20 protein-coding genes are annotated in these 25,818 nt (G+C 70.9%); 14 read left to right on the forward strand and 6 right to left on the reverse strand.

The genetic code is table 11. The features are described 5' to 3' along the window. Window positions 1-84: 84 nt before the first annotated feature. From OQ02_RS30985 to OQ02_RS31005, 5 genes are all read left to right on the forward strand, one after another. Window positions 85-1,023: a LysR family transcriptional regulator gene (locus OQ02_RS30985; RefSeq protein ID WP_033442180.1), complete on the forward strand. Its 939-nt coding sequence runs from the start codon at window positions 85-87 to the stop codon at window positions 1,021-1,023. An 86-nt stretch (window positions 1,024-1,109) separates the two neighbouring features. Continuing rightward, window positions 1,110-1,460: a rhodanese-like domain-containing protein gene (locus OQ02_RS30990; RefSeq protein ID WP_033442181.1), complete on the forward strand. Its 351-nt coding sequence runs from the start codon at window positions 1,110-1,112 to the stop codon at window positions 1,458-1,460. Between the two features lie 43 nt (window positions 1,461-1,503). Further along, on the forward strand, window positions 1,504-1,956 hold the full coding sequence (locus tag OQ02_RS30995) for a thioredoxin family protein (RefSeq protein WP_033442182.1): 453 nt from the start codon (window positions 1,504-1,506) through the stop codon (window positions 1,954-1,956). Between the two features lie 69 nt (window positions 1,957-2,025). Continuing rightward, window positions 2,026-3,177 carry an MFS transporter gene (locus OQ02_RS31000; protein ID WP_033442183.1) on the forward strand — a complete coding sequence of 384 codons (1,152 nt, stop codon included), beginning with the start codon at window positions 2,026-2,028 and terminating at the stop codon, window positions 3,175-3,177. Window positions 3,178-3,256: 79 nt separating this feature from the next. Further along, window positions 3,257-4,354 (forward strand): macrolide family glycosyltransferase, encoded by a 1,098-nt coding sequence (locus OQ02_RS31005; protein ID WP_033442184.1) that lies wholly within the window; start codon window positions 3,257-3,259, stop codon window positions 4,352-4,354. A 49-nt stretch (window positions 4,355-4,403) separates the two neighbouring features. Here OQ02_RS31005 and OQ02_RS31010 read toward each other — a convergent pair whose 3' ends face one another. Both OQ02_RS31010 and OQ02_RS31015 read right to left on the reverse strand, forming a co-directional pair. Continuing rightward, window positions 4,404-4,871: a peroxiredoxin family protein gene (locus OQ02_RS31010; protein ID WP_033442185.1), complete on the reverse strand. Its 468-nt coding sequence runs from the start codon at window positions 4,869-4,871 to the stop codon at window positions 4,404-4,406. Window positions 4,872-5,029: 158 nt separating this feature from the next. Continuing rightward, window positions 5,030-5,563, reverse strand: coding sequence for an RNA polymerase sigma factor (locus OQ02_RS31015; RefSeq protein ID WP_033442222.1), 534 nt, complete (start codon window positions 5,561-5,563; stop codon window positions 5,030-5,032). A 375-nt stretch (window positions 5,564-5,938) separates the two neighbouring features. Here OQ02_RS31015 and OQ02_RS31020 point away from each other — a divergent pair, with 375 nt between their 5' ends. The 3 genes from OQ02_RS31020 (at window position 5,939) to OQ02_RS31030 (ending at window position 9,496) form a co-directional block, all read left to right on the forward strand. After that, entirely contained in the window at window positions 5,939-6,601 is a 663-nt protein-coding gene (locus tag OQ02_RS31020; RefSeq protein ID WP_033442186.1) for a lytic polysaccharide monooxygenase auxiliary activity family 9 protein, read from the forward strand. 270 nt (window positions 6,602-6,871) lie between these two features. Beyond that, the gene (locus OQ02_RS31025) at window positions 6,872-7,933 is read left to right on the forward strand and encodes a GDSL-type esterase/lipase family protein (RefSeq protein WP_051773002.1); all 1,062 of its coding nucleotides are present in this window, start codon (window positions 6,872-6,874) and stop codon (window positions 7,931-7,933) included. A 99-nt stretch (window positions 7,934-8,032) separates the two neighbouring features. Then, window positions 8,033-9,496, forward strand: coding sequence for a cellulose binding domain-containing protein (locus OQ02_RS31030; RefSeq protein WP_231500308.1), 1,464 nt, complete (start codon window positions 8,033-8,035; stop codon window positions 9,494-9,496). Window positions 9,497-9,851: 355 nt separating this feature from the next. Here OQ02_RS31030 and OQ02_RS31035 read toward each other — a convergent pair whose 3' ends face one another. Further along, window positions 9,852-10,484 (reverse strand): TetR/AcrR family transcriptional regulator, encoded by a 633-nt coding sequence (locus OQ02_RS31035; RefSeq protein WP_197043574.1) that lies wholly within the window; start codon window positions 10,482-10,484, stop codon window positions 9,852-9,854. 338 nt (window positions 10,485-10,822) lie between these two features. Between OQ02_RS31035 and OQ02_RS31040 the strand changes: the two genes are divergently transcribed. Both OQ02_RS31040 and OQ02_RS31045 read left to right on the forward strand, forming a co-directional pair. Then, window positions 10,823-13,963 (forward strand): non-ribosomal peptide synthetase, encoded by a 3,141-nt coding sequence (locus tag OQ02_RS31040; RefSeq protein WP_197043575.1) that lies wholly within the window; start codon window positions 10,823-10,825, stop codon window positions 13,961-13,963. Window positions 13,964-14,005: 42 nt separating this feature from the next. Further along, entirely contained in the window at window positions 14,006-15,493 is a 1,488-nt protein-coding gene (locus tag OQ02_RS31045; RefSeq protein ID WP_033442188.1) for a carboxylesterase/lipase family protein, read from the forward strand. A 78-nt stretch (window positions 15,494-15,571) separates the two neighbouring features. On the opposite strand, the gene OQ02_RS31050 is transcribed toward OQ02_RS31045, so the two are convergent. Further along, on the reverse strand, window positions 15,572-16,702 hold the full coding sequence (locus OQ02_RS31050; RefSeq protein ID WP_033442189.1) for an alpha/beta hydrolase family protein: 1,131 nt from the start codon (window positions 16,700-16,702) through the stop codon (window positions 15,572-15,574). A 57-nt stretch (window positions 16,703-16,759) separates the two neighbouring features. On the opposite strand from OQ02_RS31050, the gene OQ02_RS31055 reads away from it, so the two are divergent. Then, on the forward strand, window positions 16,760-17,248 hold the full coding sequence (locus OQ02_RS31055) for a hypothetical protein (protein ID WP_033442190.1): 489 nt from the start codon (window positions 16,760-16,762) through the stop codon (window positions 17,246-17,248). Between the two features lie 13 nt (window positions 17,249-17,261). On the opposite strand, the gene dacB is transcribed toward OQ02_RS31055, so the two are convergent. Next, the gene (gene dacB, locus OQ02_RS31060) at window positions 17,262-18,839 is read right to left on the reverse strand and encodes a D-alanyl-D-alanine carboxypeptidase/D-alanyl-D-alanine endopeptidase (protein ID WP_033442191.1); all 1,578 of its coding nucleotides are present in this window, start codon (window positions 18,837-18,839) and stop codon (window positions 17,262-17,264) included. A 265-nt stretch (window positions 18,840-19,104) separates the two neighbouring features. On the opposite strand from dacB, the gene OQ02_RS31065 reads away from it, so the two are divergent. Both OQ02_RS31065 and OQ02_RS31070 read left to right on the forward strand, forming a co-directional pair. Beyond that, window positions 19,105-21,339: a rhamnogalacturonan lyase family protein gene (locus OQ02_RS31065; RefSeq protein ID WP_156077417.1), complete on the forward strand. Its 2,235-nt coding sequence runs from the start codon at window positions 19,105-19,107 to the stop codon at window positions 21,337-21,339. A 74-nt stretch (window positions 21,340-21,413) separates the two neighbouring features. Beyond that, on the forward strand, window positions 21,414-22,076 hold the full coding sequence (locus OQ02_RS31070) for a hypothetical protein (protein ID WP_033442192.1): 663 nt from the start codon (window positions 21,414-21,416) through the stop codon (window positions 22,074-22,076). A gap of 66 nt (window positions 22,077-22,142) precedes the next feature. Here OQ02_RS31070 and helR read toward each other — a convergent pair whose 3' ends face one another. Further along, window positions 22,143-24,338 carry an RNA polymerase recycling motor ATPase HelR gene (gene helR, locus OQ02_RS31075; protein ID WP_197043576.1) on the reverse strand — a complete coding sequence of 732 codons (2,196 nt, stop codon included), beginning with the start codon at window positions 24,336-24,338 and terminating at the stop codon, window positions 22,143-22,145. Between the two features lie 202 nt (window positions 24,339-24,540). On the opposite strand from helR, the gene OQ02_RS31080 reads away from it, so the two are divergent. Continuing rightward, window positions 24,541-25,800, forward strand: a complete 1,260-nt coding sequence (locus tag OQ02_RS31080; protein ID WP_033442194.1) for a carotenoid oxygenase family protein — start codon at window positions 24,541-24,543, stop codon at window positions 25,798-25,800. Window positions 25,801-25,818: the final 18 nt, after the last annotated feature.

Genomic DNA, 25,818 nt, shown 5'->3' on the forward strand with positions numbered 1-25,818 from the left:
CGGCGAGGCCGTCCGGGTGACTTCGCCCTGCGGGATCGGCGCAACCGCGTGACAGCACGCGGCCGAACCCGCGTAAATGGACTGATGGAGCTCCAGGTCCGTCACCTGCGTGTGCTGCTCGCGATCGCGCGGGCGGGCAGCCTCAACCGAGCGGCGGGTGCACTGCGCATTCCACAACCCGCGCTCAGCCACCAATTGCGGCGCATCGAGCAGGTGGTCGGCGACCGGCTGTTCGACCGCGACCCGCGCGGCGTCCGGCCGACGCGCATCGGCGCGCTCGTGCTCGCCCGCGCGGAGGCGATCATCCCCGCGTTCGACGAGCTGGACCGCGACTTCCGCCGGCACCAGCGGGCCGACAGCGGCGTCCGCGTCGGCTGGAACGACAGCGCGCTGGCGCCGGAGGTGTTCCGGTGCGTGTCGGACCTCCTGCCGGACCACGAACTCACGACCAGGGCGGACATGTCGCACACGCGGCTGGTGCAGCAGGTCGTGAACCGCTGCGTGGACCTGGCTCTGGTCCTGATCTGCGGTCCCCGGACGCTCGCGGTGCCCGGTGAGGTGCGCGTCGCCCGCGTGGTCACCGAGCCGGCCTTCGTGGCGCTGCCCTCGTGGCACCGGCTCGCCGGCGAGACCGCCGTGAACCTCGCCGACCTGGCCGAGGAGAGGTGGATCGTGTCCAGCTGCGGCGACGGGTGCCGGATCGTGTTCCGGGAGATGTGCCTGGCGCACGGTTTCACCCCGCACATCGCGCACGACGTCGACACCCTGCGGTTCCGCCTCGTCGCCGGCGGGCACGGCGTCTGCCTGGTCCAGCCGACGACGTCGGACACGCCCGGCATGGCGGTCCGCCCGCTGACCGGAACGCCGATGTCGGTGCAGCACATCCTGTTGTGGCGCACCGACCACCCGCTGGCCGCGCGCTTCGGCGAGGTGCACGCCGCCGCGGTGGGCGAGTACCGGGAACTGGCCGGTGGCAACGAGATCTACCGGCGCTGGCTGGCCGCGGATAACAGCACGGCATAAGCGGTCGGCAGTGGGCGGGACGCCCCGGACGTGGACACACTCGGTGTACCGCCGCGGGAAGCGATCCGCTGGAAAGGGAAACCGCCATGCTGCCGCTGATCACGCGGGACGAACTCAGGAAAGGCATCGACGCGGGAACGCTTGTCGTGGTCGACACCATGCCCGTGGCCTACTACGAGAAGGAGCACCTGCCCGGAGCCGTGAACATCCCGGGCTTCCCCTACGAGGAAGCGGCGGAATCCACCGCCCGGCACGCGCCGACCGTGCTGCCCGACAAATCGGCCGACATCGTCGTCTACTGCGCCAACACGCCTTGCCGCAACAGCGATTTCGTCGGCACCTGTCTCGTCCACCTCGGTTACGAGAACGTGCGCAAGTACCGCGAGGGCATCGAGGACTGGGCCGCCGCCGGCCTGCCGACCTCCGCGCTGCACTGATCTTCCGCCGCCACCCCAATTCCCCTGCCATCGAGGAGATCACATGTCCCTGTTCACACGACTTGCGCGGATCGGCGTCACCGCCGTCGCGGTCGTCGCCGCCGCGCTCGCCGCGGTCGCGCCGGCCAGTGCCGCGCCGGCGGACACCACCATCATCAGCGAGCACATCGTCCAGGTCACGTCGGCCAACCACGCGCAGGTCATGCAGGTTTCGCAGACCAAGCTCGTGATCCTGGACTTCGGCGCCGAGTGGTGCAGCCCGTGCCGCCAGATGAAGCCGGTCATCGAGCGGCTGGCGGTCGAGTACAACGGCCGCTTCCTGCTCGGCGAGGTGGACGTGGACGTCAGCCGCGACCTGTCGTCCCAGTACCGCATCCGCTACCTCCCGACCCTGGTCCCGGTCCGCAACGGCGTGGAGATCAGTGGCCGCACCGTCGGCTACCGCGGTGAGGCCGCCCTGCGGTCGTGGATCGACGCCCAGCTCGCCAAGGGCTGATCCTGATGCGTCCGGCCGGCGTCTCCCGTGGGGCGCCGGCCGTTCGCCGCGAGGGAAGGGAATCCCGTCGTGCTGCCGTTGCGGGCGCTGCTCGCTCTCTCCGTCATCGTCCTGCTCGGCTGCCTCACCGAGGTGCTGCCGGCCGGGCTGCTGCTGGGCATCTCCGCGGACTTCGGGGTGTCGCCGTCCACCGCCGGGCACCTGGTCACCGGGTACGCGATCACCACCGCCGTCACCGCGATCCCGTTCACGGCACTGGTTTCCCGACTGCCGCGCAAACCGGTGCTGCTCGTGCTCGTGCTGGGGTTCGTCGTGACCAACCTCGTGATCGCGGTGTCACCGTGGTACCCGGTGGTGCTGGCCACGCGGATCGTGTCCGGCGCGATCACCGGCGTGATGTGGTCGCTGGTCGCCGTGTACGCCATGCGGATCGCGCCACCGGGGCTCTCCGGCCGGGCCCTGGCCGTGGCCATGGCGGGCACGCCCCTAGGGTTCGCCGTGGGGGTGCCCGCGGGCACGGCGCTGGGCGAACTGCTCGGCTGGCGTTGGACTTTCGCCCTCATGGGTGCGATCGCCCTGCCGCTGCTGGCGTGGGTGGCGGCGGTGGTCCCGCCGGTCGCCGCCGAGCCGGTGCGGATCGGGGTGCGGGCCGCCCTGGCCGTGCCGGGCATGGGCTCGGTGCTGGTGATGGTGCTGACGTTCTCGTTGGCGCACAACGTCCTCTACACGTACCTGGGTCCGGAGCTGGCGCGTTTCGGTCGGGAGTCGTTGCTCAGCACGGCGCTGCTGGTGTTCGGCGGTGCGGCCGTCGTGGGCATACTCGTGGTCGGTGGCGCGCTGGACCGGTTCCCCCGCGGTGTGCTCGCGGTGTGCCCGGCGTCGGTCGTGGCGGCGGTGCTGCTGCTGGTGGTGGCGGACGGCGAACCGTCCCGCCTGCTGCCCGCGATGGCGTTGTGGGGCCTGGCTTTCGGCGGCGCGCCGACCGCGTTCCAGGCCGTGACGGCGATGGTCGCCGGTCGTACCGCGGACGCCGCGCAGTCCCTCACCATCGCGTCGTGGAACGGGGCCGTGGCGGGCGGCGCGGCACTCGGCGGTGTGGTCCTGGACCACGCGCCGGCCGCGTTGGCGTGGACGTCCGCCGCCCTCATGGTCCTGCCGCTGCTCACCACCGTCCGCTTGCCGCGCCGGATCGCGGAGGACGTGCCGGAGCGGGCTTCGTAGGCCGGTCGCAATTCGGTTGCGTGCTCGGCTCTCCGCCCGAAAGGCTGCCCCGAGGTCTCGACCGGTTGAGGAGGGTCTTGTGGCGCTGCTGTTCGTCACGCTGGCCGGGCACGGCCACATCACGCCGACGCTGGCCCTGGTCGAGGAGCTGACGAAGCGCGGTCACCGGGTGGACTACGCGACCGGAGCGGAGAACGCCCAGGCGGTCACCGCGGCGGGGGCGGACTGGGTCGAGCTGCCGGCGCTCCGGCCGTACGCGCCGGTCGGTGGGGATGTCATGGCGGGCTGGTTCCGGCACTACTTCGCGGCGATGCGGGCGGTCCACCCGGTCCTGCTCGACCGCTGCCGGACCCACCGGCCCGACGTGATCTGCTACGACGCGACCAACTGGCCCGCCCGGATCGTCGCCCGGGAGCTGGACGTCCCGGCCGTGCGGTGCATCCCGCACCTGGCGACCAACGAGTCCTATGCGCTGCCTGTGCCCGACGCGGCGCACGTGATCGCCGACGACTGCGCGAGGTTCGCGGACCAGTGCGGGGTCGAGCTCGACGTGCGGAGCACGCTGGACGCGCCGGAGGAGCTGAACCTGGTGTTCCTGCCGAGGGAGTTCCAGCCCGCCGGTGAGACCTTCGACGAGACGTTTGAGTTCATCGGCCCGCTGCTCGGACGTCGTGCGGCCGAACCCTGGTCGCCCAAGTACCCCGACCTGCCACTGCTCTACGTGTCGCTCGGCTCGATCATGACCGACCCGGAGTTCTACCGGGCCTGCGTCGGGGCGTTCGGCGACGGGGCGTGGCAGGTGGCCGTGAACGCGCCCGACACGGGGCCGGTGCCGGCCACCGTCGACGTCCGGAGCTGGTTCCCGCAGCCCGCGGTCCTGCGCCGTGCCAAGGCGTTCGTGACGCACGCCGGGATGAACTCCACGATGGAGGCGCTGTACCACGGCGTCCCGCTCATCGCGTCACCGCGGACGCCCGAACAGGAGGCCAACGCCGACCGCATCCAGGAGCTCGGCCTCGGCGAGCGCCTGGAGGACGTCGGAGACCTGCGGGCGGTGGTCGAGCGGGTCACCTCCGACAGCGCCGTCCGGCGCAACCTCGACCGGATGCGTGCGGCCGTCCACGCCGGCGGGGGCGCTGAACGCGGTGCGGACCTCGTGGGCGGATTGTCGGGCTAGAGCACGGCGAACCGCCCACGTTGCGGGGCGCCGGCCGACAACCGGGCGGTCAGGCCGGGGTGCGCAGGGACGCGATGGCCGCGGTGATCCCCTTCTTGTCGTAGCTGCCGGTCGGCATGGTGGCGCCGTGGGCGTGGCGGATGACGCCCTGGCGGTCGACGAGGATGCTGCCGGACTGCTGCATCGAACCGAAGACCTTCCGGCTCAGGCCGATCATCTCGTGCGGGCTCTCGCGGCGGCCGGTGAGCACGGGGAACGGAATCCGGTGCTTCGCCTTCCACCCGGCCGCTTTCTCGCGGTCTTCCGGCACCGCCAGGAGGACGCGGACACCGTCGGCCGCCAGCTCGTCGGCGCGCTCGACGAGGTCCCGGACGTGCCTGTTGCAGACCGGGCACGACGTCGACCGCACGAAGAAGAGCAGCACCGCGTGCCCACCCTGGTAGTCGGACAGGCGGACGGTCTGCCCCGTGGTGTCTTCCAGCACCATCTGCGGTGCGGGTGAACCGGATTCGAGCATGGTGGTACTCCCTTTCGGGTCGGGTTGCCCAAGAAGTTCGGTCGAGGTCGATCGGGTCTGGTCGGTCGAGGTCGATCGGGTCTGGTCGGTCGGGTCCGATCGGGTCGGTCGGGTCTGGTCGGGTCGGATGGCGGTGAGGTCGAGGGACCTCGTGCGTCCTAGACCCCGGTGCGCAGGCTGAGGCGCAGCGCGGTCCTGGCCCGGTGCAGGTGGGACTTCATCGCCGGGGTGCTCAGCCCGAGCGCGTCGGCGACCGTCGATCCCGGCCGGCCCAGCACGTCCCGCATGATCAGCACGCGGCGCTGGACGTCGGGCAGCGCCCGGATCGCCTCCGCGACCCGTTCGGCCTCCAGGCGTTTGAGGACTTCGTCCTCGGCCGACGCCGCACTGCCGGTGCCGACTTCGTCGTCGTGGTCGAACAGGCGCCGGGCCCTGCGCAGGCACTCGTGCCGCACGATCCGGAACATCCAGGACGCGAGCGCCGCCGTGGCCCGCAGGGAACCGATCTTGCGGTAGAGGACGATCAACGCCTCCTGCGCGGCGTCCTCGGCGTCCTGCGGTGACGCGCACAGGTGCTCGGCGAAGCGCCGCACGTGCGGGTGCGCCCCGTGCACCACCGCGGCGAGCGACTCCGGGTCGCCGTCCTGCGCGGCCTTGACGAGCTGCTCACTCGCCCATCCACGGTCGACCACGTCCACCTCCACGGCACGTGGCGAACCCGTCGCACGTGTCCCTCGTGACGAAACATCGCCTATAAGAGCCTCCGGCGCCGCGAAAGGATTCACCGGGTAGGCCGTTCGGTGGGTCACTCCGCCGACACGGACCCGGGCGGCACGGGGGAGATGTCCGGACCACCGTGGTCGACCGTGCGGGTGCTCGGCGCGTAACGGCAGGTCAGCGCGGGGAGGCGCGGGGAGATCTCCCCGGAGGCGCGGCGGCGCTACGAAAACTACTCAATGTTTCGTTGAAGTTTCGCTGAGTGACGTATAGGCTCAGGGGTGCTCTGGGAGCGCTCCCATATTGATCACACCGCCGCTCAATCATCCGGATTGAATGGAGGCACATCCATGCGTATGCGCAGTACCTCCGGGTCTGTTGCCCGACGGCGTGGCATCATCGCCCTGGTCATCGGCGTGCTGGCGTGCACGTTCGTCGCGACACCGACGGCATCGGCGCACGGCACCATCGTCGGACCCGCCACCCGCGCCTACCAGTGCTGGCAGAGTTGGGGCAGCCAGCACACGAACCCCGCCATGCAGCAGCAGGACCCCATGTGCTGGCAGGCTTTCCAGGCCAACGCCGACACCATGTGGAACTGGATGAGCGCGCTGCGGGACGGGCTGGGGGGCAACTTCCAAGGAGCGACCCCCGACGGTCAGCTGTGCAGCAACGCCCTCTCGCGCAACAACGCCCTGAACAACCCGGGCCGGTGGCGGACCACCAGCGTCGGCAGCAGCTTCACGATGCGCCTGTACGACCAGGCGAGTCACGGTGCCGACTTCTTCCGGGTCTACGTCAGCAAGAACGGGTTCGACCCGACCACCCAGCGCCTCGGTTGGGGCAACCTCGACCACGTCACGACGACCGGCAGGTTCGCGCCGGCCCAGAACATCTCCTTCAACGTCCAGACCAACGGCACGTACAGGGGACACCACGTCGTCTTCACGATCTGGCAGGCTTCGCACCTCGACCAGGCGTACATGTGGTGCAGTGACGTGAACTTCGGCTAGGAGTCCGGCCGATCGAACGGTTCGACGACCCGGTCCGGCGCAGGCAGTCCCTGTCGCCGGGCCGGGTCTTCGTCCGGGTGGAACCAGGCCGCGCGAGCGTGGCGGGTGTCGGCCACTCGCACGCACGTGTGCCGCGTCGAATGCGTCGAGTGAATTCGACCGGACAATTCGATGTCTTGTTTGGGGTTCTGCGTCGGAATGGCCGTTGATTCCCCTGGTGCTTTCCGTAGCGTCGCGACAGCACGGGTTCGCCAGCGGAGAGGAAGCACCATGGCCGGAAAACCGCACCTGCTCCCCGCCTTCGCGGCCGTCGTGGCGCTCGGCGCGCTGGTCGGATCAGCGATCACCGCGGCACAGGCCGCCCCCGACGCCGCGCCGGCGGTGGTGAAGGTGATGCCCCTGGGCGACTCCATCACCGACGGCTTCAACGTGCCCGGCGGGTACCGCGTCGACCTGTGGCAGAAGCTCACCGCCGGTGGTCACGCCGTCGACTTCGTCGGCTCGATGGCCAACGGCCCGAGCAGCCTGGGCGACCGCGACCACGAAGGCCACTCCGGGTGGACGATCGCCCAGGTCGACGGCAACGTCGTCAACTGGCTGCGCACCTACACCCCGCAGACGATCCTGCTGCACATCGGCACCAACGACATCCTGCACACCGACCCCGCCGGCGCGCCGGCCCGGCTGTCGGCGCTGATCGACAAGATCACCACCCAGGCGCCCGGCGCCCACCTGTTCGTGGCCACCATCGTCCCGCTGCCCTCCGCCGACCAGGCGGTGCGAACGTTCAACGCGGCCGTCCCCGGCATCGTGCAGAGCAAGGTCGACGCGGGCAGGAAGGTCCACCTGGTCGACATGTACCGGGCGTTGACCGGCGCCGACCTCGCCGACGGGATCCACCCCAACACCGGCGGCTACAGCAAGATGGCGACCGCCTGGCACAACGCCCTGCTGTCGGTGCCGGACAGCATCGGCGGCGGCCCGACCACAACCACCACAACCACAACCACCACCACGACGACCACGACGGTCGTGCCGGGGGCGTGCGTGGCCACCCACCGCATCGTCGGCACGTGGCAAGGCGGTTTCCAGGCCGAGGTCAAGGTGACGGCGGGGACGTCCGCGATCAGCGGTTGGACGGTGCGGTGGACCGCGCCTCCCGGGCAGGCGGTCAACCAGGTGTGGGGTGGTGTGTCCACCGGCAGCGGGTCGTCGGTGGCGGTGCGCAACGCCGACTGGAACGGTGCGCTGGCAGCCTCCGCCTCGACGACGTTCGGCTACATCGCCGGCGGCACACCGGGTGCGGCGGTGTTCTCGTGCACCAGCCCCTGACTGATCAGCCGCTGTCGCGGATCAGGCCGGTCGTAGCCCGGTGATCCTCTTCTGACCTCGGAAGGACGCAGAATGCACGTCACCCGTCATGGAAGCCGGTTGGCTGCCGCCATCGGCATCGTCACCGCGGTAACCGCCGCCGTCACGCTCGCCACGATCCCCGCCCAGGCCGCGGCGGGCTGCCGGGTGAGCTACCAGGTCGGCAGCCAGTGGCCGGGCGGCTTCAGCGCGAACGTGAACGTCACCAACCTCGGCGACCCGGTCCCGAGCTGGCGGCTGACGTGGTCCTTCGCCGCCGGTCAGGCCGTCACCCAGCTCTGGGGCGGCACGGCGGCGCAGTCCGGCGCCCGGGTCACGGTCGACAACGCGAGCTGGAACGGTTCCCTGGCGACCGGGGCGAGCGCCGGGATCGGGTTCAACGGCTCGTGGAACTCCTCGAACCCCGTGCCCACCGACTTCGCGCTCAACGGCACCCCGTGCAACGGCACCACCACCACGACAACAACGACGACGACCACGACAACAACGACAACGACAACGACCACGTCCACCCCACCCACGGACGTCCTGGCGCAAGCGCACACCGTGGGCCGGGTGAAGGTCGACGGCACTGCCGCGCAGTACACGTGGCCGGGCGTCTACTTCGAGGGGCGTTTCCGCGGCACCGGCGTCGGGATCGTGCTCGACGACGCCCACAACGACTACGACGTCCAGGTCGACGGCGCCACGGTCGCCACCCTGGTGACCCCCGGCCGCATCACCCACCAGGTCCAGGGCCTGACCGACGCCGAGCACACCGTGCGGCTGGTCAAGCGCACCGAAAGCCCTTGGGCCGCGGGCCAGTTCGGCGGTTTCGTCGCCGCTCCCGGTGGTGCGATCCTCGCCAAACCGACCGCGCGCACCCGGCAGATCGAGTTCATCGGCGACTCACTGACCGCCGGCTACGGCAACACGTCCACCACCCGGGACTGCTCGGCCAACGGCGGGGTCAACCGCAACACCAACACCGACCTGAGCTTCGGCGCCCTCACCGCCCGCTGGCTGAACGCCGACTACCAGGTGAACGCCCACTCGGGCCGCGGCATGGTCCGCAACTACAACGGCGGCGAACCGGGCATCGACTTCCGCACCGGCTACGACCGCGCCCTCCAGCACGTCCCCGGCGACGTCTGGCGCAACCCCGGCACCTGGCGACCGCAGCTCGTCGTGGTCGGCCTGGGCACCAACGACTTCTCCACCGCGATCAACCCCGGCGAGCCCTGGACGTCCGACAGCCTCGTCACCGCCTACAAGAGCGCCTACCAGGGCTTCATCGACAAGCTCCGGACCCGGTACGGCTCCGACGCGGTCATCGTCGTCAGCGCCACGAACCTGTTCGCCCAGACGGCCGAGCAGGTCGTCCGGGACCGCAACGCGCGCGGCGACGATCGGGTCCGGTTCTGGAACAACGACGACCCGCGACTGGACCGCCTCGGCTGCGACTGGCACTTCTCCCTCAACGACCACCGGCTCATCTCCGGGCTGCTCACCGACTACGTCGCCACCCTCCCGATCACCTGGTGAACCGGGCGGACCGGCTGCCGATCCCGGCGCTGTGACAGGCGGCGGTGGTCGGCAGACCGGTCCCGCGGTGGTCGCCCTGGTGGACGTCGCGGTGCCGGCCGCCCGGCCGACGGTGCCCACGTCGGCACGGCGCCCACCCGCCACCGGTCCGGTCGTGAACGTCGAGGCGGCCCGGTCCGGGCCGCCCACTCGAACCCGGAAATGCGGATATGTCATTCGGGATCGCTATGGGTTTGCCTTTCGGATTGGCTGGAACATGTCGCGGCGGTCCGTTCCCATTCATGGTCGGTGACGTTCCGCTTCGCGGAGCGCACACTCTGCCTCACGCACGGTGAAGGTTGCGCGCTATCTCGTGTCACTCAGTGTCCGCTCCATTCTCGACAGTGGTCGCCAGCAGCTTCTCCAGTCCGTCGAGGATCAGTTCCAGGCCGAACTCGAAGTCGGCGTCGCGGTATTCCTCCGCCAGGATGCCCTGGGTGATGGCGTAGACGTGCGGGTGCTGTTCGACGGAGATCTGCGGGATGTTGTGCTCCGCCCACGCGGCCAAATTGTCCGGATCGAACGGAAGGTCCAGTCTCCGGACGATGAACCCGAAGATGTGGCTGTCGATCAAAGAGCACGCGTGACCTGCGAGGAGGTAGGGGAACCCGGCTACGTGCAGGCAGCCGAGGGTGGCGTCGTAGTGCGCCAGCTGAAACGGCCCCACCGTCTGCCGTGAGGCGATCAGCCCGACCGCCCACCGGTGCCGCCGGAACACCTGGTGCGCGGAGACCGCGCGGCGGTGCATTGCGTTACGCCACGGTTCGCCTACCGAGGGTGTATCTATCTCGCTGATAACCAGATCCGCAACTCCGTCGAAAAGGTCTTCCTTGCTCTTGACGTGGTTGTACAGTGACATCGCCTCGACACCGAGTTCACCAGCGAGCTTGCGCATCGACAGGGCCGTCAAGCCTGATTCGTCGGCGAGCTGAATCGCGGTCGTCAGCACCCGGTCCCGGGTCAACCGCATACGCTTCAAAATTAACCGCACCTCCCTGTTGACAGCACTTACTGCGTAAGTGTAACTTACCGCCGAGACTTACGGCGTAAGCTTCGGGGGCGTTGGCGCGGCCGGTGTGACCCACCGGCATGCGCGTTGCAGGAAATCAGCAGATCGGTGCAAGGCAGGACGACGGGCGCACACGGGGGTTTCCCGAACCGTCCTGGACCCCGCGCGACACGCGATGGAGCGGCGCGGGGAGCCCTCCGGTACGCGAGGGCTGGGACAGCCGTGCGATGGGGTGGCAAGCATGGTCCGTTCATGATCAGAAAGCGCAGTGTGTCCCGATGACAATGGTGACCGAGAACCAGAACCTCCTCCAGGACAGCACCTTGGGGCGTCTCGACATCGAGACGGTGCACGGGTTGTTCCGGTGGTGCGCGCAGCGCTGGCCGTCCGACGTCGCGATCGTGGCCGGTCCGAGGCGGGTGACCTACCGCGAACTGCGGCTGCTCGCCGACGACTACGCCGTGGAACTGGCGAACAGGGGTATCGGCAGGGGTGACCTGGTACCGGTGCTCATGCCCCGGACACCCGAGTTCATAGCGGCGTTACTCGCGGTGCTGGAGTGCGGTGCCGCTTACGCCGCCCTCGACGTCCGCTGGCCGCGCGAACGGCTGAACTCGCTGGTCAGCGCGTTGGACGCGAAGGTGCTCGTGACCGCCGTCGAGGGCCCGTGGCCGGTGCCGGTCGCGGCGCCACCCAGCACCGCGAACGCCGCGGGACGTCAGCCGCAGCGGATCGAGGTCCGCGGTGACGAGCCGTGCGCCGTGTTCTTCACGTCGGGCTCGACGGGCACGCCGAAGGCGACCGTCACCCCGCACAGCGGCATGGTCCGCCTCTTCGCCGACTGCGACTTCGCCGAGTTCGGTCCCGGCATGGTCGTGCCGCAGCTCGCGCCGGTGTCCTGGGACGGGTTCTGCCTCGACGGCTGGGGCGTCCTGCTCAACGGCGGCACGTCGGTGTTCCTCGACGACCCGGTGCTGGTGCCGAGCACGCTCCGCCGGCTGGTGGCCGAGCACGGTGTCAACGGCGTTTTCCTGACGACCACGCTGCTCAACATGATCATCGACGAGGACGTCGACGCGTTCGCCGGTGTCCGCTGGCTGCTCACCGGCGGTGAGCGCGCGTCGGCCGCCCACATGGGCCGGCTGGTGCGCCACTTCCCGGACATCGAGCTGAACAACATGTACGGGCCGGTCGAGTCGACGTCCGTGGTGACCGCGCGCCGGGTCACCGCCGAGGACTGCGTCGACCCCGGCGGCGTTCCGCTGGGCCGGGTGCTCAACGGGACGCGGATCTTCGTGCTGGACGGTGACCGCCCCTGCGGCCCGGGTGAGACCGGTGAGCTGTGCATCGCGGGGTCCGGGCTCGCGTCGGGGTACATCGGCGACCCGGAGCTGACCGCGAAGAAGTTCCCCGAGGTCGTGGTCGACGGGCAGACCCACCGGGTGTACCGGACCGGCGACCTCGGGCACTACTCGGACGACGACGTCCTGTACTTCGACGGCCGCCTCGACCGTCAGGTCAAGATCCGCGGCCACCGGATCGAGCCGGCCGAGATCGAGTTCGTCGCCGAGCGCCTCGCCGGTGTCACGGCGGCCGTGGTGGTGCCGATCGCGGACCCGGAGGGCCGAGGCCGCAGCCTGTGCCTGTGCTACTCCGGCAGCGGTGACGACGTGCCGGACGAACGCGCCGTGCGCGCCGAGCTGGCGACCCTGCTGCCCGCCTACCTCGTGCCGGACCGGATTCGCCGGTTGGCCGAGATGCCGTTGTTCTCCAACGGCAAGGTCGACCAGCGCGCCCTCGAGCAGATCGCCACCGAAGAGGACCACGCGGACGACCACCGGCCGGAAGCGCAGCCCTTGCTGGACCCCGTGGAGGCCCGCTTGGCGGCCGTGTTCGGGCAGGTGCTCCGGCGCGGCTTCGTCCCGGCGGACGGCTCCTTCTTCGAACTGGGCGCCAACTCGCTCGACGCGGCCCGCCTGTGCGCGAAGGTCGAGGCGGAGTTCGGCGTCGCCGTGCCGGTCTCGCAGGTGTTCGCGACCCCGAGCGTGCGTGAACTCGCGGCGTCGCTGAAGCCGCGGCTGGACGAGGTCGGCGCCGTTCCGGTCGATGCGCCCGACGCGTCCGCGGAAGCCGTTGCCGGCGCGGTCGACTTGCCGGTGCACTACGCGCTGGCCCTGTGGGAGGGCATGTCCGAGGCTTCGGACCTCGCCTACCTCTGCACGATGGCCTGGTGGATCGACGGCGCACCGGATGTCGACGCGCTCTCCCAGGCGATCCTCGACGTGCACCACCGGCACGAGGCCCTGCACTCGCGGTACGTGATGGACCCCGGCCCGATCGCGATGCCGTCCGACGACGTGCCCGGCCCGGAGCTGGCGCTGCTGCCGGACCAGCCGACGGAGGACGCCGCGCTGGCCGCGCTCCACGCCGAGCTGTACCGACCGCTGTGCATCGCGGAGGGCAGGATCTGGCGCTGCGCCATGGTCCGGAGCGCCGACACCGGGCGCCTGGCGTTCGGGCTCACCGCGCACCACGTGGCGTTCGACGGCGCGTCCCAGGAGCCCATGGCCACCGACCTGGCCATCGCCTACCAGGCCAGGCTGCTCGGTGAGGCTCCCGTGTTCGCCGAGCCGGCCGAGACGCTCGCCGAGATCGCCGACACCTACCGCCGTCGGCGCGCGGCGGCCGACCTGGACGCGCAGATCGAGTACTGGAACCGGGAACTCGACGGTCTCCCGCAGATCACCCTGCCGCAGCGGCAGTCGTCGCAGGCGACCGACGGCCCCCGGGCGACGGTCGAGCGGCAGGTGTCCGCGCGGGAGATGGAGCCGTGGGACGCCGCCGCCCGCGAACTGGGGTCCACCCGACTGGTGGCGCTGTCCGTGGCCTACGCCTCGGTGCTGCGCGAGCTGTCCGGCCAGGACGACTTCGGCATCCTGGTGCCGTTCTCCAGCTGGATCGGCGACCCCGGCCGGTCGATCTCCACCCGGATGGACATGCTGTGCCTGCGCATGCGCCCGTCGTCGGGCGGTAGCGACATGTGGGACAACGTCGGCAAGGCGGTCGGTGGCGCGCTCGTCGCCCAGGACGTCTCGTTCGTCGAGGCGGCCATGCCGGTCATCACCGGGATCGGCGAGGACGCCATGGGGCGGCTGCCGGTGCTCCTGGTGGAGAACCTGGACGACCCGGACCTGGTGCTGCCGTCCTGCCGCACCGAGTTCGCCCACCTGGGCGCTCCGACGACGATGAGCGAGCTCGAGACCGAAGTCTGGTACGCCCCCGACGGCGGTGTGCGGCTGAACGTGGCGGTGTGGACCGACTACCTCTCGGTAGAGTTCGCGACCGAGTTCGCCGATGAGTTCCAGCGCGTCCTGTGCGCCGGGCCGGCCGCGTTGGCCGCACCGGCCGACGCACCGTGAGGACCCACTGGGTTCACCGGTGTTCGGGACGAAGGGGACAGGATGATCACGACTGACGTCGAGATCGCGGACGGCGTCGTCCGTGGTTGTCAGGGCTCGCGCGCGCTGCGGTGGCGGTCGATCCCGTACGCGGCTGCGCCGGTCGGGGAGCTGCGGTTCCGGGCTCCTCAGCCGGTGCGGCCGTGGGTGGGTGTGCGTGATGCCACCGAGTTCGGGTTCCCGGCCGTCCAGCGCCGCAACCCGATGGTGGGCCTGCGCCGGACCGACGAGGACTGCCTGACCCTGAACGTGACCACGCCGCCGGAACCCTCGACGAGGCCCCGGCCGGTGATGGTCTTCATCCACGGCGGCAGTTACGTCTCCGACACCGCGTCCCGGTACCCGGGCGACTCGCTGGCGGTGCGCGGCGACGTGGTCGTGGTGACGCTCAACTACCGGCTGGGCGCGTTCGGGTACGTCGACTTCACCGAGTTCTCCACCGCCGACCGGCCCATCGAGTCGAACCTCGGCCTGCGGGACCAGGTGGCGGCGTTGCAGTGGGTGCGGCGCAACATCTCGGCGTTCGGCGGTGACCCGGACAACGTCACGGTCTTCGGCGAGTCGTCGGGCGCGGACGCGGTGCTGACGCTGATGACCACACCGTCCGCGGCCGGGCTGTTCCACCGCGCGATCGCGCAGAGCTCGGCCGCGGACTGGGCGGCCGTCGACGTGGAGGAGGCCCGGCGGTTCGCCCGCCGGGTCCTCGGCAAGCTCGACGTCGCCCCCGATGCGGCGGCACGGGCGTTGGCCACGGCGGGTGCGCAGGACCTCTGCGAAGCCGCCCACCGGGCGCTGCTGGACGTGCTGCGGGACTACCCCGGCACGTTCCCGGTGGCGGTGGTCGTCGACGGCGACTTCCTGCCGGAGGACCCGTTGGACGTCCTCGCCGCGGGGCGGGCGCAGGCGGTGCCGCTGATCGCCGGCAGCAACCGCGACGAGTGCACGCTGTTCCAGTTCGACCCGACGGTGCCGACCAGCGAGCCGGCGCTGCGGGCCGCGCTGGAGCGGTGCGGCGCCGACTACGAGCGGGTGGTCGCGGCCTACCCCGGCTACCCGAAGCGGGCGGCGGCCGTGGACGTCAGTACGGACTTCGTGCTGTGGCGGCCGTTGCAGGCGGTGCTCGAGGGGCACAGCGGCACGGCGCCCACGTTCGGCTACCGCCTCGACTTCGCCCCGCGCGCGTTGCACCTGCTCGGGTTGAGGGCGCTGCACGGGCTGGAGCTGCTGGCGATCTTCGGCGGTGTCGACAGCGTGCCCGGACGGCTGTTGACGCTGGCGGGCGGCCGGCAGGGGTTCCGCGCCGTGCAGGACGAGTTCCAGGACAACTGGACCACCTTCGCCCGCACCGGCCGGACGCTCGAATCCTGGCCGGACTACACGGTGGAGCAGCGCAACACCCGCATCATCGACCACCCGTCACGGGTCGAGGTCGACCCGCAGCGGGAACGCAGGCTCGTCTGGGAGGGAATCCGCATCCCCGCCTCGGAATGAGGCGGGCGGACCGTTCGGCGGCCGACGAGATCACCCGCCGCGCCGAGGGACCACTCGGTGCGGCGGGTGATCCCGTCGTCAGCTCGACGGTTCCACGATGACCACCTCGGGGTAGCTCGCCGACGCGCCCTCCAGCAACGGCTGCGGCTCGCCGCGCAGGTGCAGGTCGAAGAACGCCCTGACGTAGGCGCGGGTGATCGCCGCGCCGCGTTCCCCGCCGACGTCCGCGCCGAAGTCGAGGCCGAGCTGCGCACCCAGCACCCCGATGTCGGTGAACGACGGGTGCGCCATGCCCGCGACGACCAGCCAGCGCTTCCACCCGGTCAGCAGCGGCCAGTTGTCCTCCCAGGACTTGGCGCCGCCGGGCGTGCCGGGGGCGTAGGCGCTCTGCCGCCCCAGGAGCATGAACGGGCGCGACAGCCCGGGGTCGGGGATCGGGGTGTTGATGCTGCCGTCGACGTCGATCCCGGCCAGCAGGCGGTGATCGGCGCGCAGCGCGGCGAGGCTGCTCGACCCGCCCACCGAGTGGCCGCCCATGGCGATCCTCGACGCGTCGACCAGGTTCGCACCGCGCCGGTGGCGCAGCGGCCCGGTCAGCTGGTCCAGCACGAAGGACACGTCCGCCGCCCGGCCGCGCTCCAGCTTCTGCCAGAACTCCGGGTCGTAGGAACCGCAGGCTTCACAGGTGGTGACCCGCCCGTCGGGGAACGTCGTGGCGACGTTCTCGTAGGTGTGGTCGATGACCACGACGGCGTAACCGTGGCTCGCCAGGTCTTCGGCGAGCGTGCTCAGCGTGGCGCGTGGCCTCTTGAAGCCGGGGGACAGCACGACCAGCGGCAGGCTGTGCCGCTTGCCGGCGATCGGACGCGCGTCGACCACGGCGTTGGTCCGGGCCGTGCTCAGCACGTCGGGCGGCACCGTCGTGATGCCGCCCTCCTCCAGCACGGCGGCGGATTCGGTCGGTGTCATGTACTGCTTCACCGGTCCACGCGCCGAAGCCGCCGGGTAGAACAGCGAGACCATCAGCTCCCGCTGCCGCGCCGGCACCCACGGGTCGGGCCGCGAGGTGTCCGTCAGGTGGAACGACGTCGCGCCGACCGGGTGGCGGCCGGTCGGCGCGGGCAGGTGCAGCGAAGTCGAAGTGGCGGCAGCCGCGGGCGAAGCGGTCACGGCGAGCGTCAGTGCGGTGAGTAACGTGAGACGGCGCATGATTCCCTTGTACAGGTTCGCCGGGAACCGCGGGCTTCTCCGTACGTCTGAGGGATCATGCGAACCTTGCTGAACCGGGCCACGGCGCCGACGGTCGCCCTCGTCGCGGTCCTCGGCCTGGTCACGGGCTGCTCGACCACCGTGACCGGCTCCGGGTCGGGCTCGGGGACCGCGACCACCGCGACCACGACCGCCAAGGCCACGACCACCACGGCTGAGGACGAGCCGACGCCCGAGTCGGAGCCCGAGCCGTTGCCGACGATCGACGAAGGCGCACCGGCCCAGTACTGCGAGGAGCCGTTCGCCGGCGCCCTGGGCAAGCCGATGCTCGCGGTCGTCGTGGAAACGCCATCGGGCCGGCTGACGTGCGACCAGGCCGCCGCCGTCCTGTTCGACTACTACGCCCAGCGCCGCGACCCGACGCCGGGGCTGCCGCCGCTGGTGATCGGCACGATGACGTGCAACCAGGTCGCCGAACCGGCGATGCCCCAGGTCGTGTGCGCGGACGAGGACAACCTCGCCTACTCGATGTGGCCGCAGACGTGACGTGCCGACGGGATCAGCACGACTTGGTCCAGCTGCACTCCAGCTCGACCCGGACGTCGCCGCCCTGACGCGCCTGGTGGTCGGCCGGCGCGGGAACGACGTGGGCGCCGGTCGGGGTCTGCCCGGTCCGGTGGCCCGCCAGCCGGACGGCGACCGCGTCCTCCAGCGGTTTCGCGGAGGTCAGCGTGTTGTTGCTGATCATGGAGAACACCAGCGGGACACCGTCGGCGGTGGTCACGTAGCCGGACAGCGCGCTCACGCCGGTCAACGTGCCGGTCTTGGCCCGCACGTTGCCCTCGGCCGGTGTGCCGCGCATCCGGTTGCGCAGGGTGCCGCCGGTCATCCGGTCGCTCACCCCGGCGACGGGCAGCGAGTCGTACCAGGCCTGGAACCACGGCTTGCCCTTGGCCGCGAGCAGCAGCCCCGTCACCTGGCCGGGCGCGACCTGGTCCATCCTGGACAGACCGGAACCGTCCCTCAGCGAGATCACCGCCGGGTCCATGCCGAGCCCGCCGAGCCGCGCCGAGATCGCCCGCAGCCCGGCGCCCCAACTGCCTTCGCCGAACACGGCCCGGCCCGCGGTCTTCACCAGGATCTCGGCGTGCATGTTGTTGCTGAGCTTCATGAACGGCACCATCAACCGCGACAGCGGCATCGACCGGTGCTCACCCAGGACCCTGGCGTCCGCCGGTGTCGCGCCGACTCCCGTGCCGCCGAGCACGCGGACCCCGTGCCGCTCCAGCGCGTCGTGGAACAGGGACGTGACCAGTCCGGTCGGCTCCCAGACGGTGCTCCACTCGTTCTCGACCGCACCCCCTGCGGGGATGGCACCGCGCACGGTGATCACGTTCGTGCCGTGCTGCCGCTCGACGGACACGCTGGACGCCGAACCGGGCGCGCCGGTCACGGCGGTGTTGGCGATGGTGACGTAACCCGTCGGCGGCTCGGTGGTCACCGTCGCCGGTGCGCCGGCCGCACCCGGCGCGACCCGCACGATGATCGACCCGGCGTCGTAGTCGGTGTCGGGTGAGACGGTCAGCGCCGAGATCTGGGCGTTGTAGTAGTACGGCTCGTCGTCCCAGGCCCAGCCGGTGCCAAGGCGCACGGAGTCGAACCACGTGTCGTCGGCGACGAGCCTGCCGCGGACCAGGTTGATCCCGCTGCCGGCGACCTCGGCGGCCAGCGCGTCGTAGTCGGCGGCGAGGATCGTCGGGTCACCGGTTCCGCGCAGGTGCAGGTCGCCGGCCAGCACACCGGCGTTCGTGCGGCCGACCGCCGACACGCTGGTGGTGAACCGGTGGTCGGGACCGAGGATGTCGAGCACCGCGGCCGAGCTGATCAGCTTGCCGTTGGACGCCGGTTGGCCGCGCCGGTCGCTCTCGCGGGAGAACAGGACATCACCGGTGTCGGCGTGGCGGACCACGAGCCCCACGTCGGCACCTTTGAGCCCGGGAGCGGCGAGGATCGCGCTGAGGTCCTGGTGGAGGGTGTCCTGGGCCTGTGCCGACGCGCCGGTGGCCAGGTCGGCGGCCGGAACCGCGGTCACCAGGGCGGCGGCCAGCACGAGGGCGAACGATCGCGGTCTGGGCATCGGGACTCCCTGGGCGCCGAGGATGGTTCGTCAAGGATTCTCCACAAACTCGGGTGATCTGTGAAGCTCTGACGCCCGCAGCCCGACAAGTTAAACCGTTTGCATGCGCATCCTGGGCTCACATGCGTTTCTATGGCTTGACAGTGGTCGCCAAGTACTGGTTCTCTGCGCTCACCATGGTAAACGTTTACATGGTTAAGGGCACCGCCGCCACCAAGTGTCGGGTGCCGAGGTGAAAGCCGCCTCGGCCTGCTGAGGGGCAGTGATGAAACGACTGACAAAGACGTCCGTCTTCGCGGCTGTGGCGGCGGTCTTGGCCTCCACCGCCACGGCAGGGGTGTTCACGCCGGCCGTGCAGGCGGCGACCGCCCGGTACGAGGCGGAAACCGCGCCGGCCACCTGTGACGGCGCCATCGCGTCGAACCACTCGGGCTACTCGGGCAGCGGGTTCTGCGACAGCAACGGCGCCGTCGGGGCCGCGGCGCAGTTCACGGTCACCGCGGCCACCGCGGGCACCGCGACCCTGGACCTCCGCTACGCCAACGGCAACGCCGTCGGCCGACCCGCCGACATCAGCGTGAACGGCACGGCGGCGCACCGGGCCGTGGCGTTCGACAACACCGGCGGGTGGAACGCCTGGGCCACCAGGACGGTGACCGTGCCGGTGAACGCCGGCAGCAACACCGTCCGGCTGTCGGCGACCACCACCGGCGGGTTGGCCAACATCGACTACCTGGACGCCACCACCGCCGACGGCGGCGACCCGACGGCCAGGAAGATGGAGAGCCTGGGCCGTGGCGTGGTGGCCGTGCGGTCGGGTGGCAACCAGGTGCTGGTCTCCTGGCGGCTGCTCGGGTTGGACCCGAACGGCATCGGCTTCAACGTCTACCGGTCCACCGGTGGCGGTGCCGAGGTCAAGCTCAACCCGTCCGTGCTGACCGGCGGCACCAACTACGTCGACTCGACGGCGAACCTGTCGCAGTTTACCAGCTACCGGGTCCGGCCGGTGGTCGGCGGCGCCGAGCAGGCACCCAGCGGCGCCTTCACGCTGCGCGCCAACGCCGCGACCGAGCCGGTGGTGCGGGTGCCGCTGCGCGCGGGCGGCGCGGTGAAGTTCCTCTGGGCCGGCGACCTCGACGGCGACGGCGAGTACGACTACGTGCTGGACCGGCAGACCTCGCCGCAGAAGATCGAGGCCTACCGCGCCGACGGCCGGTTCCTCTGGCAGGTCGACATGGGCCCCAACAGCACCGACCAGAACAACATCGAGGGTGGTTCGGCCACGATCGACGTCGGCCACAACGACGGCGTCACCGTCCAGGACCTCGACGGCGACGGCCGCGCCGAGGTCGCCGTGCGCATCGCCGACGGCGTCGTCTTCGGCAACGGCGCCAGGTTCACCGACAGCGACGACAACCGCCAGTTCATCGCCATCCTCGACGGCATGACCGGCGCGCCCCGCGCCACCGCCCCCGTGCCGACCGACTACCTGGCCGACGGCCCGATGTACGCCCGCTTCGGCGTCGGCTACCTCGACGGCGTCAACCCGAGCCTGGTCGCGTTCATGAAGAACCGCATCGGCAGCGGCGACTTCAACCTCATGTTCACCGCATGGCGGTTCACCGGCAGCGCGCTCAGCCTGCAGTGGAAATTCCTGCGCGGCAACCAGAATCTGCCCGACGGCCACAACACCCGCATCGTCGACGTCGACGGCGACGGCCGCGACGAGGTCGTCGAGATCGGGTTCGTGCTCAACGGCAACGGCACCCTGCGCTACTCGCTGGGCAGCCAGGGCGTGGTGCACGGCGACCGGTTCCACATCACCGACATCGACCCCGCCCGGCCCGGCCTGGAGGGCTACGGCGTCCAGCAGAACAACCCCAGCGGCCTGCGCGAGTACTACTACAGCGCCGCCAACGGCAGCATCATCTGGCGGCACAGCGGTTCCGACGTGGTCGACGTGGGCCGCGGCATGGTCGGCGACGTCGACCCGCGCCACCCCGGCATGGAGGTCTGGTCGTTCAACGGCCTCTACAACGCACCCGCCAACCGGCTCACCCAGTCCGACACCTCGCTGCAGCCCTGGCCGCAACTGGGCCTGCACTGGGACGGCGACACCACCATGGAACTGCTCAACGACGGCAAGTTCGAGGAGTGGGACCCGAACAACCCCACCCCCACCAACGGGACGCCACGCCTGCTCACGACCTCCCAGTACGGCGCGGTCGACGCCGCCCAGGGCAACTCACCCGTGCTGCAGGGCGACATCCTCGGCGACTGGCGCGAAGAAGTCCTCTACACCAACGGCAGCTTCGACGAGCTCATCATCTTCACCACCGACCGACCCAGCAGCACCAGGCTCTACACCCTGGCCCACAACCCCGCCTACCGCAACGCCATGACCCTCAAGGGCTACATCCAGTCCAACCACGTCGACTACTTCATCGGCGCGGGCATGGCGACGCCTCCCCGGCCGAAGATCACCTACCGGCCGCGGTAGGCGCCACCGCTCCGGCCGGGCCGCCACGAGCCGGCCGGAGCACCCTCCGGTCGGGGCCGTGCATCATGTCGCCCATGACCGTGTACGACGTCGCCCTCCGCCTGCCGGCCATCCCGGAACTGCGCGGCCTGTGCCGTGCGCTCGCCGTGCTGGATGTCGTGTTGCACCCCGATTCCGCCGATCCCCACCACTCCTACAGCGCCGAGTGGGGGCCCGGCGAGGAGTCGGCGTCCATGCGGAACGGTTCGGGCGACGAGTACGACATCGTGTTCACGGCCGCGGGGGCGTACGTGCGGGGCTTCGACCACGAGTCGCCGATGAGCCCCTACGCCGGCGACGACAGCGAACCCTGGCCCGGTGTCGTCGACTCGGTGCCCGAGGGGTTCCGGGACTGCGTGGCGGAACCGGCGTTCGGCGACGAGGACGGCACGCAGTGCGTCACGGCCTGCATGTGGCGTGAGCACGCGGACGACGCCTGGCGGCACGGGGACATCGAGTTCCCGCCAGCAGGAGACGGTGCCGACTGGCTGTTCCGCCTGCTGACCGACGGCACGCCCGAGGCGTACCAGGACTGGGCCCAGGACTACTACGAGATGCCCGTCGACCTGGACGCCGTGCGCCACGTCTACGCCGGCAGGCCGTTGACCGCCGACACCGTGGCCGCACTCAACCCCGCCACGACCCTCGCCGCCGTCGCCGCCGACATCACCGCGATCGGCTACCCGATGACGAGCTGACGCCCGTGCGCGGCTCGTGCGGCCGGACCTCGGGGCGGGGCCGGCCGCTCGCGCATCGCCATTGCCCTACCGCCGACTCCCGGCGGGAACGGACGTCCCGGCCTCGGTGAGCCCGGTCAGCGCCTGCGGCAGCGGGCCGTGGTGCAGGACGCCGAGCCGTTGCGTGGCACGGGTGAGGGCGACGTAAAGCTCGGCCGCGCCACGCGGGCCGTCGGCGATGATCCGCTCGGGTTCCACGACCAGGACGGCGTCGAACTCCAGCCCCTTCGTCTCCGACGCCGGCACCGTGCCCGGCACACCCGGTGGCCCGATCACGACGCTGGTGCCCTCGCGACCGGCTTCCTCCCGCTCGAACTCCTCGATGGCGGCGGCCAGCCCGTCCTCCGCGACCTGCCGGGACCACGGCTGCACGCCGCACGCGCGGACCGACTCCGGCGGCTGCACGTCGGGGGCGAACTCGGCGAGCAGCGCGGCGGCGACCGTCATGATCTCGGCCGGGGTGCGGTAGTTCACCGTCAGCGACCGGTAGACCCAACGGCCCGGCACGTACGGGTCCAGCATCGTGTCCCACGAGGTCGCGCCGGCCGCCGAACGGCGTTGGGCGAGATCGCCGACCACCGTGAAGGAACGGCCGGGACAGCGCCGCATCAGCACCCGCCAGTCCATTTCGGACAGTTCCTGCGCCTCGTCGACCACGACGTGCCGGTACGTCCAGTCCCGGTCGGCGGTGGCGCGCTCGACCAGGTCGCGGGTGTCGCGTTCGAGGACGCGATCCGCCAGGTCCTCGGCGAAGAGCAGGTCCGTGGCGTACAGGTGGTCCTCGTCGTCCATCGAGTCCTCGCGGGCGGCGAGGCCGTCCAGCACGCCGGCGGCGAACTCGGCCTCGGCCTTCCGCTTCCGCTCGGCGGCCTCGTCGACCGACTTGTCGCGGCCGAGCAGGTCCACCAGCTCGTCCAGCAGCGGTACGTCCGACACCGTCCAGGCGTCGCCGTCGGCGCGCAGCAGCGCCGGGTCGGCGCCCGCGGCCCGCAGCCGCTCGGGGGACGCGTACAGCGGTGCCAACAGCGATTCCGGGGTCAGCACCGGCCAGAGCTCGTCCAGCGCGGCGGTGAACTCGTCGTCCTGCGCGAGCTCCTTGGTCAGCTCCGTCCGCATCCGCTCCCAGGCGTCGCGGTCGTCGCGGGTCAGCCAGCCCTTGCCGATCCTGGGGATGGCCCGTTCGGTGAGCACGTACGTGACGATCTCGGTGAACACCGCGCGGGCCTCGTTGTGCGGCAGCCCGCTCGTCCGCGCCTCGTCCCTCGCCCACTCGGCGGTGCCGGCGTCGATCCGCACCGTGACGTCCGACAGCGCGATCGGCAGCGGCTCCTCGGGCAGCCGCTGGCGGTCCGCGATCGCCGCCCGGAGCACGTCGAGGATCTTCAGCGAACCCTTGAGCCGCGCGGCTTCGGGCGTGTCCTCGGCGGTGGCGCGCAGGCCCGGCACGAGGTCGCCGGTGGTCATGAACACCACGTCGGACTCGCCCAGCGACGGCAGCACGCGGCCGATGTGGTTGAGGAACGCCGGGTTCGGCCCGATGACGAGCACACCGTGCCGTTCCATCCGCTCCCGCTGGGTGTAGAGCAGGTACGCGACGCGGTGCAGCGCCACCACGGTCTTCCCGGTGCCGGGGCCGCCCTCGATCACCAGCACGCCGGGGTGGTCGAGCCGGATGATCCGGTCCTGCTCGGCCTGGATCGTGGCCACGATGTCGCGCATCCCGGCGCCGCGCGGCGCGTTGACCGCCGCGAGCAGGGCCGCGTCGCCCTGCGCGTCACCTCCGGGCCGCCCGAGCACCTCGTCGGTGAAATCGGCCACGTGCCGCCCGCGGGTGTGGAACTGGCGGCGGCGACGCATGTTCTCCGGGTTCGCGGCGGTGGCGACGTAGAACGGGCGTGACGCCGGCGCCCGCCAATCGAGCAGTACCGGCTCGTACCCGTTCTCCTCGTCGAAAAGACCGATCCGGCCGATGTACGAATGCTCGCCCGAAAGGCTGTCCAACCGGCCGAAGCACAGCCCGTTGTCCGCCACGTCCAGCCGCTTCGCCTCCCTGGTCAGCGCGCGCACCTCGTCGTCGCGTTCCATGGGCGTGCCGCCGTTGCCCCGCAACGCCGCGCCGTAAGCGCTTTTCACGCGCGCCCGCTCGGAGTCGAGCCTCAGGTAGAGCTCCTCCACGTAGCTGCGTTCGGACCGCAATTCGTCTTCGTAACCCTGAGTTGACACATGCCCCTCACAGCGGCTAATCTGGTACCAGGTTCGGCGGATTCTCCATTTGATCGCGGAGAGCACGCCGATTTTTTATTGTCCATCCGCTGTCAAGTTGCCCCACCTTTTCCGGGGTGCCCGCGCGGCTTGCACTAGTGCACACCACGGCGTTTCCCGGCGAAGCCGGTGGGGTGGGTGATCTCCTTCCTACGGTGATCACATGAAGTACCTGGAAGGGCCTTTCGCGCCCGTCACCGAAGAGGTCACCGCCTTCGACCTGCCGGTCACCGGGCGGATACCGGCCGAGCTGAACGGCCGCTACCTGCGCAACGGGCCGAACCCGCTGGGCGTCGAGGACCCCGTCGTGCACATCTGGGGCATGGGGCAGGGGATGGTGCACGGGGTGCGGCTGCGCGACGGCCGGGCCGAGTGGTACCGCAACCGGTTCGTGCGCACGCCCGGCTTCGCGCCCATGGTGCACGTGTTGGAGCACGCGCGGCGCACCTTCGCCATGGCCGAGGGTGGCCTGCCTCCAGCCGAACTGGACGACGAGCTGGACACCGTGGGCGTCTGCGCCCTGGGCGGCACCGCCGACGGGTTCACGGCGGGGGCGCACGCCAAGCACGACCCTCTCACCGGCGAGCTGCACTCGTTGTCGTACATGGTGGGCCGAGAGTTCGTCCAGCACATCGTGACCGACGTCGGGGGGAGCGTCGTGCGGACCACCTCGATCCCCATGACGCGCACGCCGTTCATGCACGACTTCGCGCTCACCGAGCACAACGTGGTGCTGTGGGACACGCCGCTCGGCTTCGACGGGTTCGACTGCCGGTGGCTGCCGGAGCACCCGACGCGAGTGGGCGTCATGCCGCGGGCCGGGGGTGACGTGCGCTGGCTCGACATCGACCCGGTCCACGTCAGCCACACGCTCAACGCCTACGACGACGGCGATTCGGTCGTGGTCGACCTCGTCACGGCAGAGGGGCCGTTCGACCCCGCCGACCCCGGCGCGATCCGCCCCGTGCTGGACCGCTGGACGATCGGGCCGGACAAGGTGGACCAGCGGCGCGTCGACGACCGGCCGCAGGACTTCCCGCGCCTGAACGAGTCACGCGCCACCCGCCCGCACCGGTACGGCTACTCGGCCGCGACCGCCCTGTACGGGATTCCCTTCACGCCCGAGGGCACGCCGCCGGACGGCGCGTTCACCAACGCCCTGGTCAAGCACGACTTCGAACGGGGAACGGCCGAGGTGCACGGGTTCGGCGCGGACGAGGCGGTGGGGGAGGCCGTGTTCGCCGCGGCGGGGCAGGGGGAGGACGACGGCTACCTGCTCACGTACGTCCACAACCCGCTGCGCAACGCCAGTGACCTGGTGGTCCTCTCGGCGCGGGACTTCACCGGCGAGCCGGTCGCCCGCGTCCACCTCCCGGCCAGGGTGCCGCTGGGCCTGCACGGCAACTGGCTGCCCGACCGCTGAGCCGTGGCAGCATGACGT

The organism is Saccharothrix sp. NRRL B-16314 (assembly GCF_000716595.1).
Classification (GTDB): domain Bacteria; phylum Actinomycetota; class Actinomycetes; order Mycobacteriales; family Pseudonocardiaceae; genus Actinosynnema.

Coding starts and splice junctions, on each gene's coding strand:
- OQ02_RS30985 (WP_033442180.1), top strand. CDS start 85: ATGGAGCTCCAGGTCCGTCACCTGCGTGTGCTGCTCGCGATCGCGCGG.
- OQ02_RS30990 (WP_033442181.1), top strand. CDS start 1,110: ATGCTGCCGCTGATCACGCGGGACGAACTCAGGAAAGGCATCGACGCG.
- OQ02_RS30995 (WP_033442182.1), top strand. CDS start 1,504: ATGTCCCTGTTCACACGACTTGCGCGGATCGGCGTCACCGCCGTCGCG.
- OQ02_RS31010 (WP_033442185.1), bottom strand. CDS start 4,871: ATGCTCGAATCCGGTTCACCCGCACCGCAGATGGTGCTGGAAGACACC.
- OQ02_RS31020 (WP_033442186.1), top strand. CDS start 5,939: ATGCGTATGCGCAGTACCTCCGGGTCTGTTGCCCGACGGCGTGGCATC.
- OQ02_RS31025 (WP_051773002.1), top strand. CDS start 6,872: ATGGCCGGAAAACCGCACCTGCTCCCCGCCTTCGCGGCCGTCGTGGCG.
- OQ02_RS31040 (WP_197043575.1), top strand. CDS start 10,823: ATGACAATGGTGACCGAGAACCAGAACCTCCTCCAGGACAGCACCTTG.
- OQ02_RS31045 (WP_033442188.1), top strand. CDS start 14,006: ATGATCACGACTGACGTCGAGATCGCGGACGGCGTCGTCCGTGGTTGT.
- OQ02_RS31050 (WP_033442189.1), bottom strand. CDS start 16,702: ATGCGCCGTCTCACGTTACTCACCGCACTGACGCTCGCCGTGACCGCT.
- OQ02_RS31055 (WP_033442190.1), top strand. CDS start 16,760: ATGCGAACCTTGCTGAACCGGGCCACGGCGCCGACGGTCGCCCTCGTC.
- dacB (WP_033442191.1), bottom strand. CDS start 18,839: ATGCCCAGACCGCGATCGTTCGCCCTCGTGCTGGCCGCCGCCCTGGTG.
- OQ02_RS31065 (WP_156077417.1), top strand. CDS start 19,105: ATGAAACGACTGACAAAGACGTCCGTCTTCGCGGCTGTGGCGGCGGTC.
- OQ02_RS31070 (WP_033442192.1), top strand. CDS start 21,414: ATGACCGTGTACGACGTCGCCCTCCGCCTGCCGGCCATCCCGGAACTG.
- OQ02_RS31080 (WP_033442194.1), top strand. CDS start 24,541: ATGAAGTACCTGGAAGGGCCTTTCGCGCCCGTCACCGAAGAGGTCACC.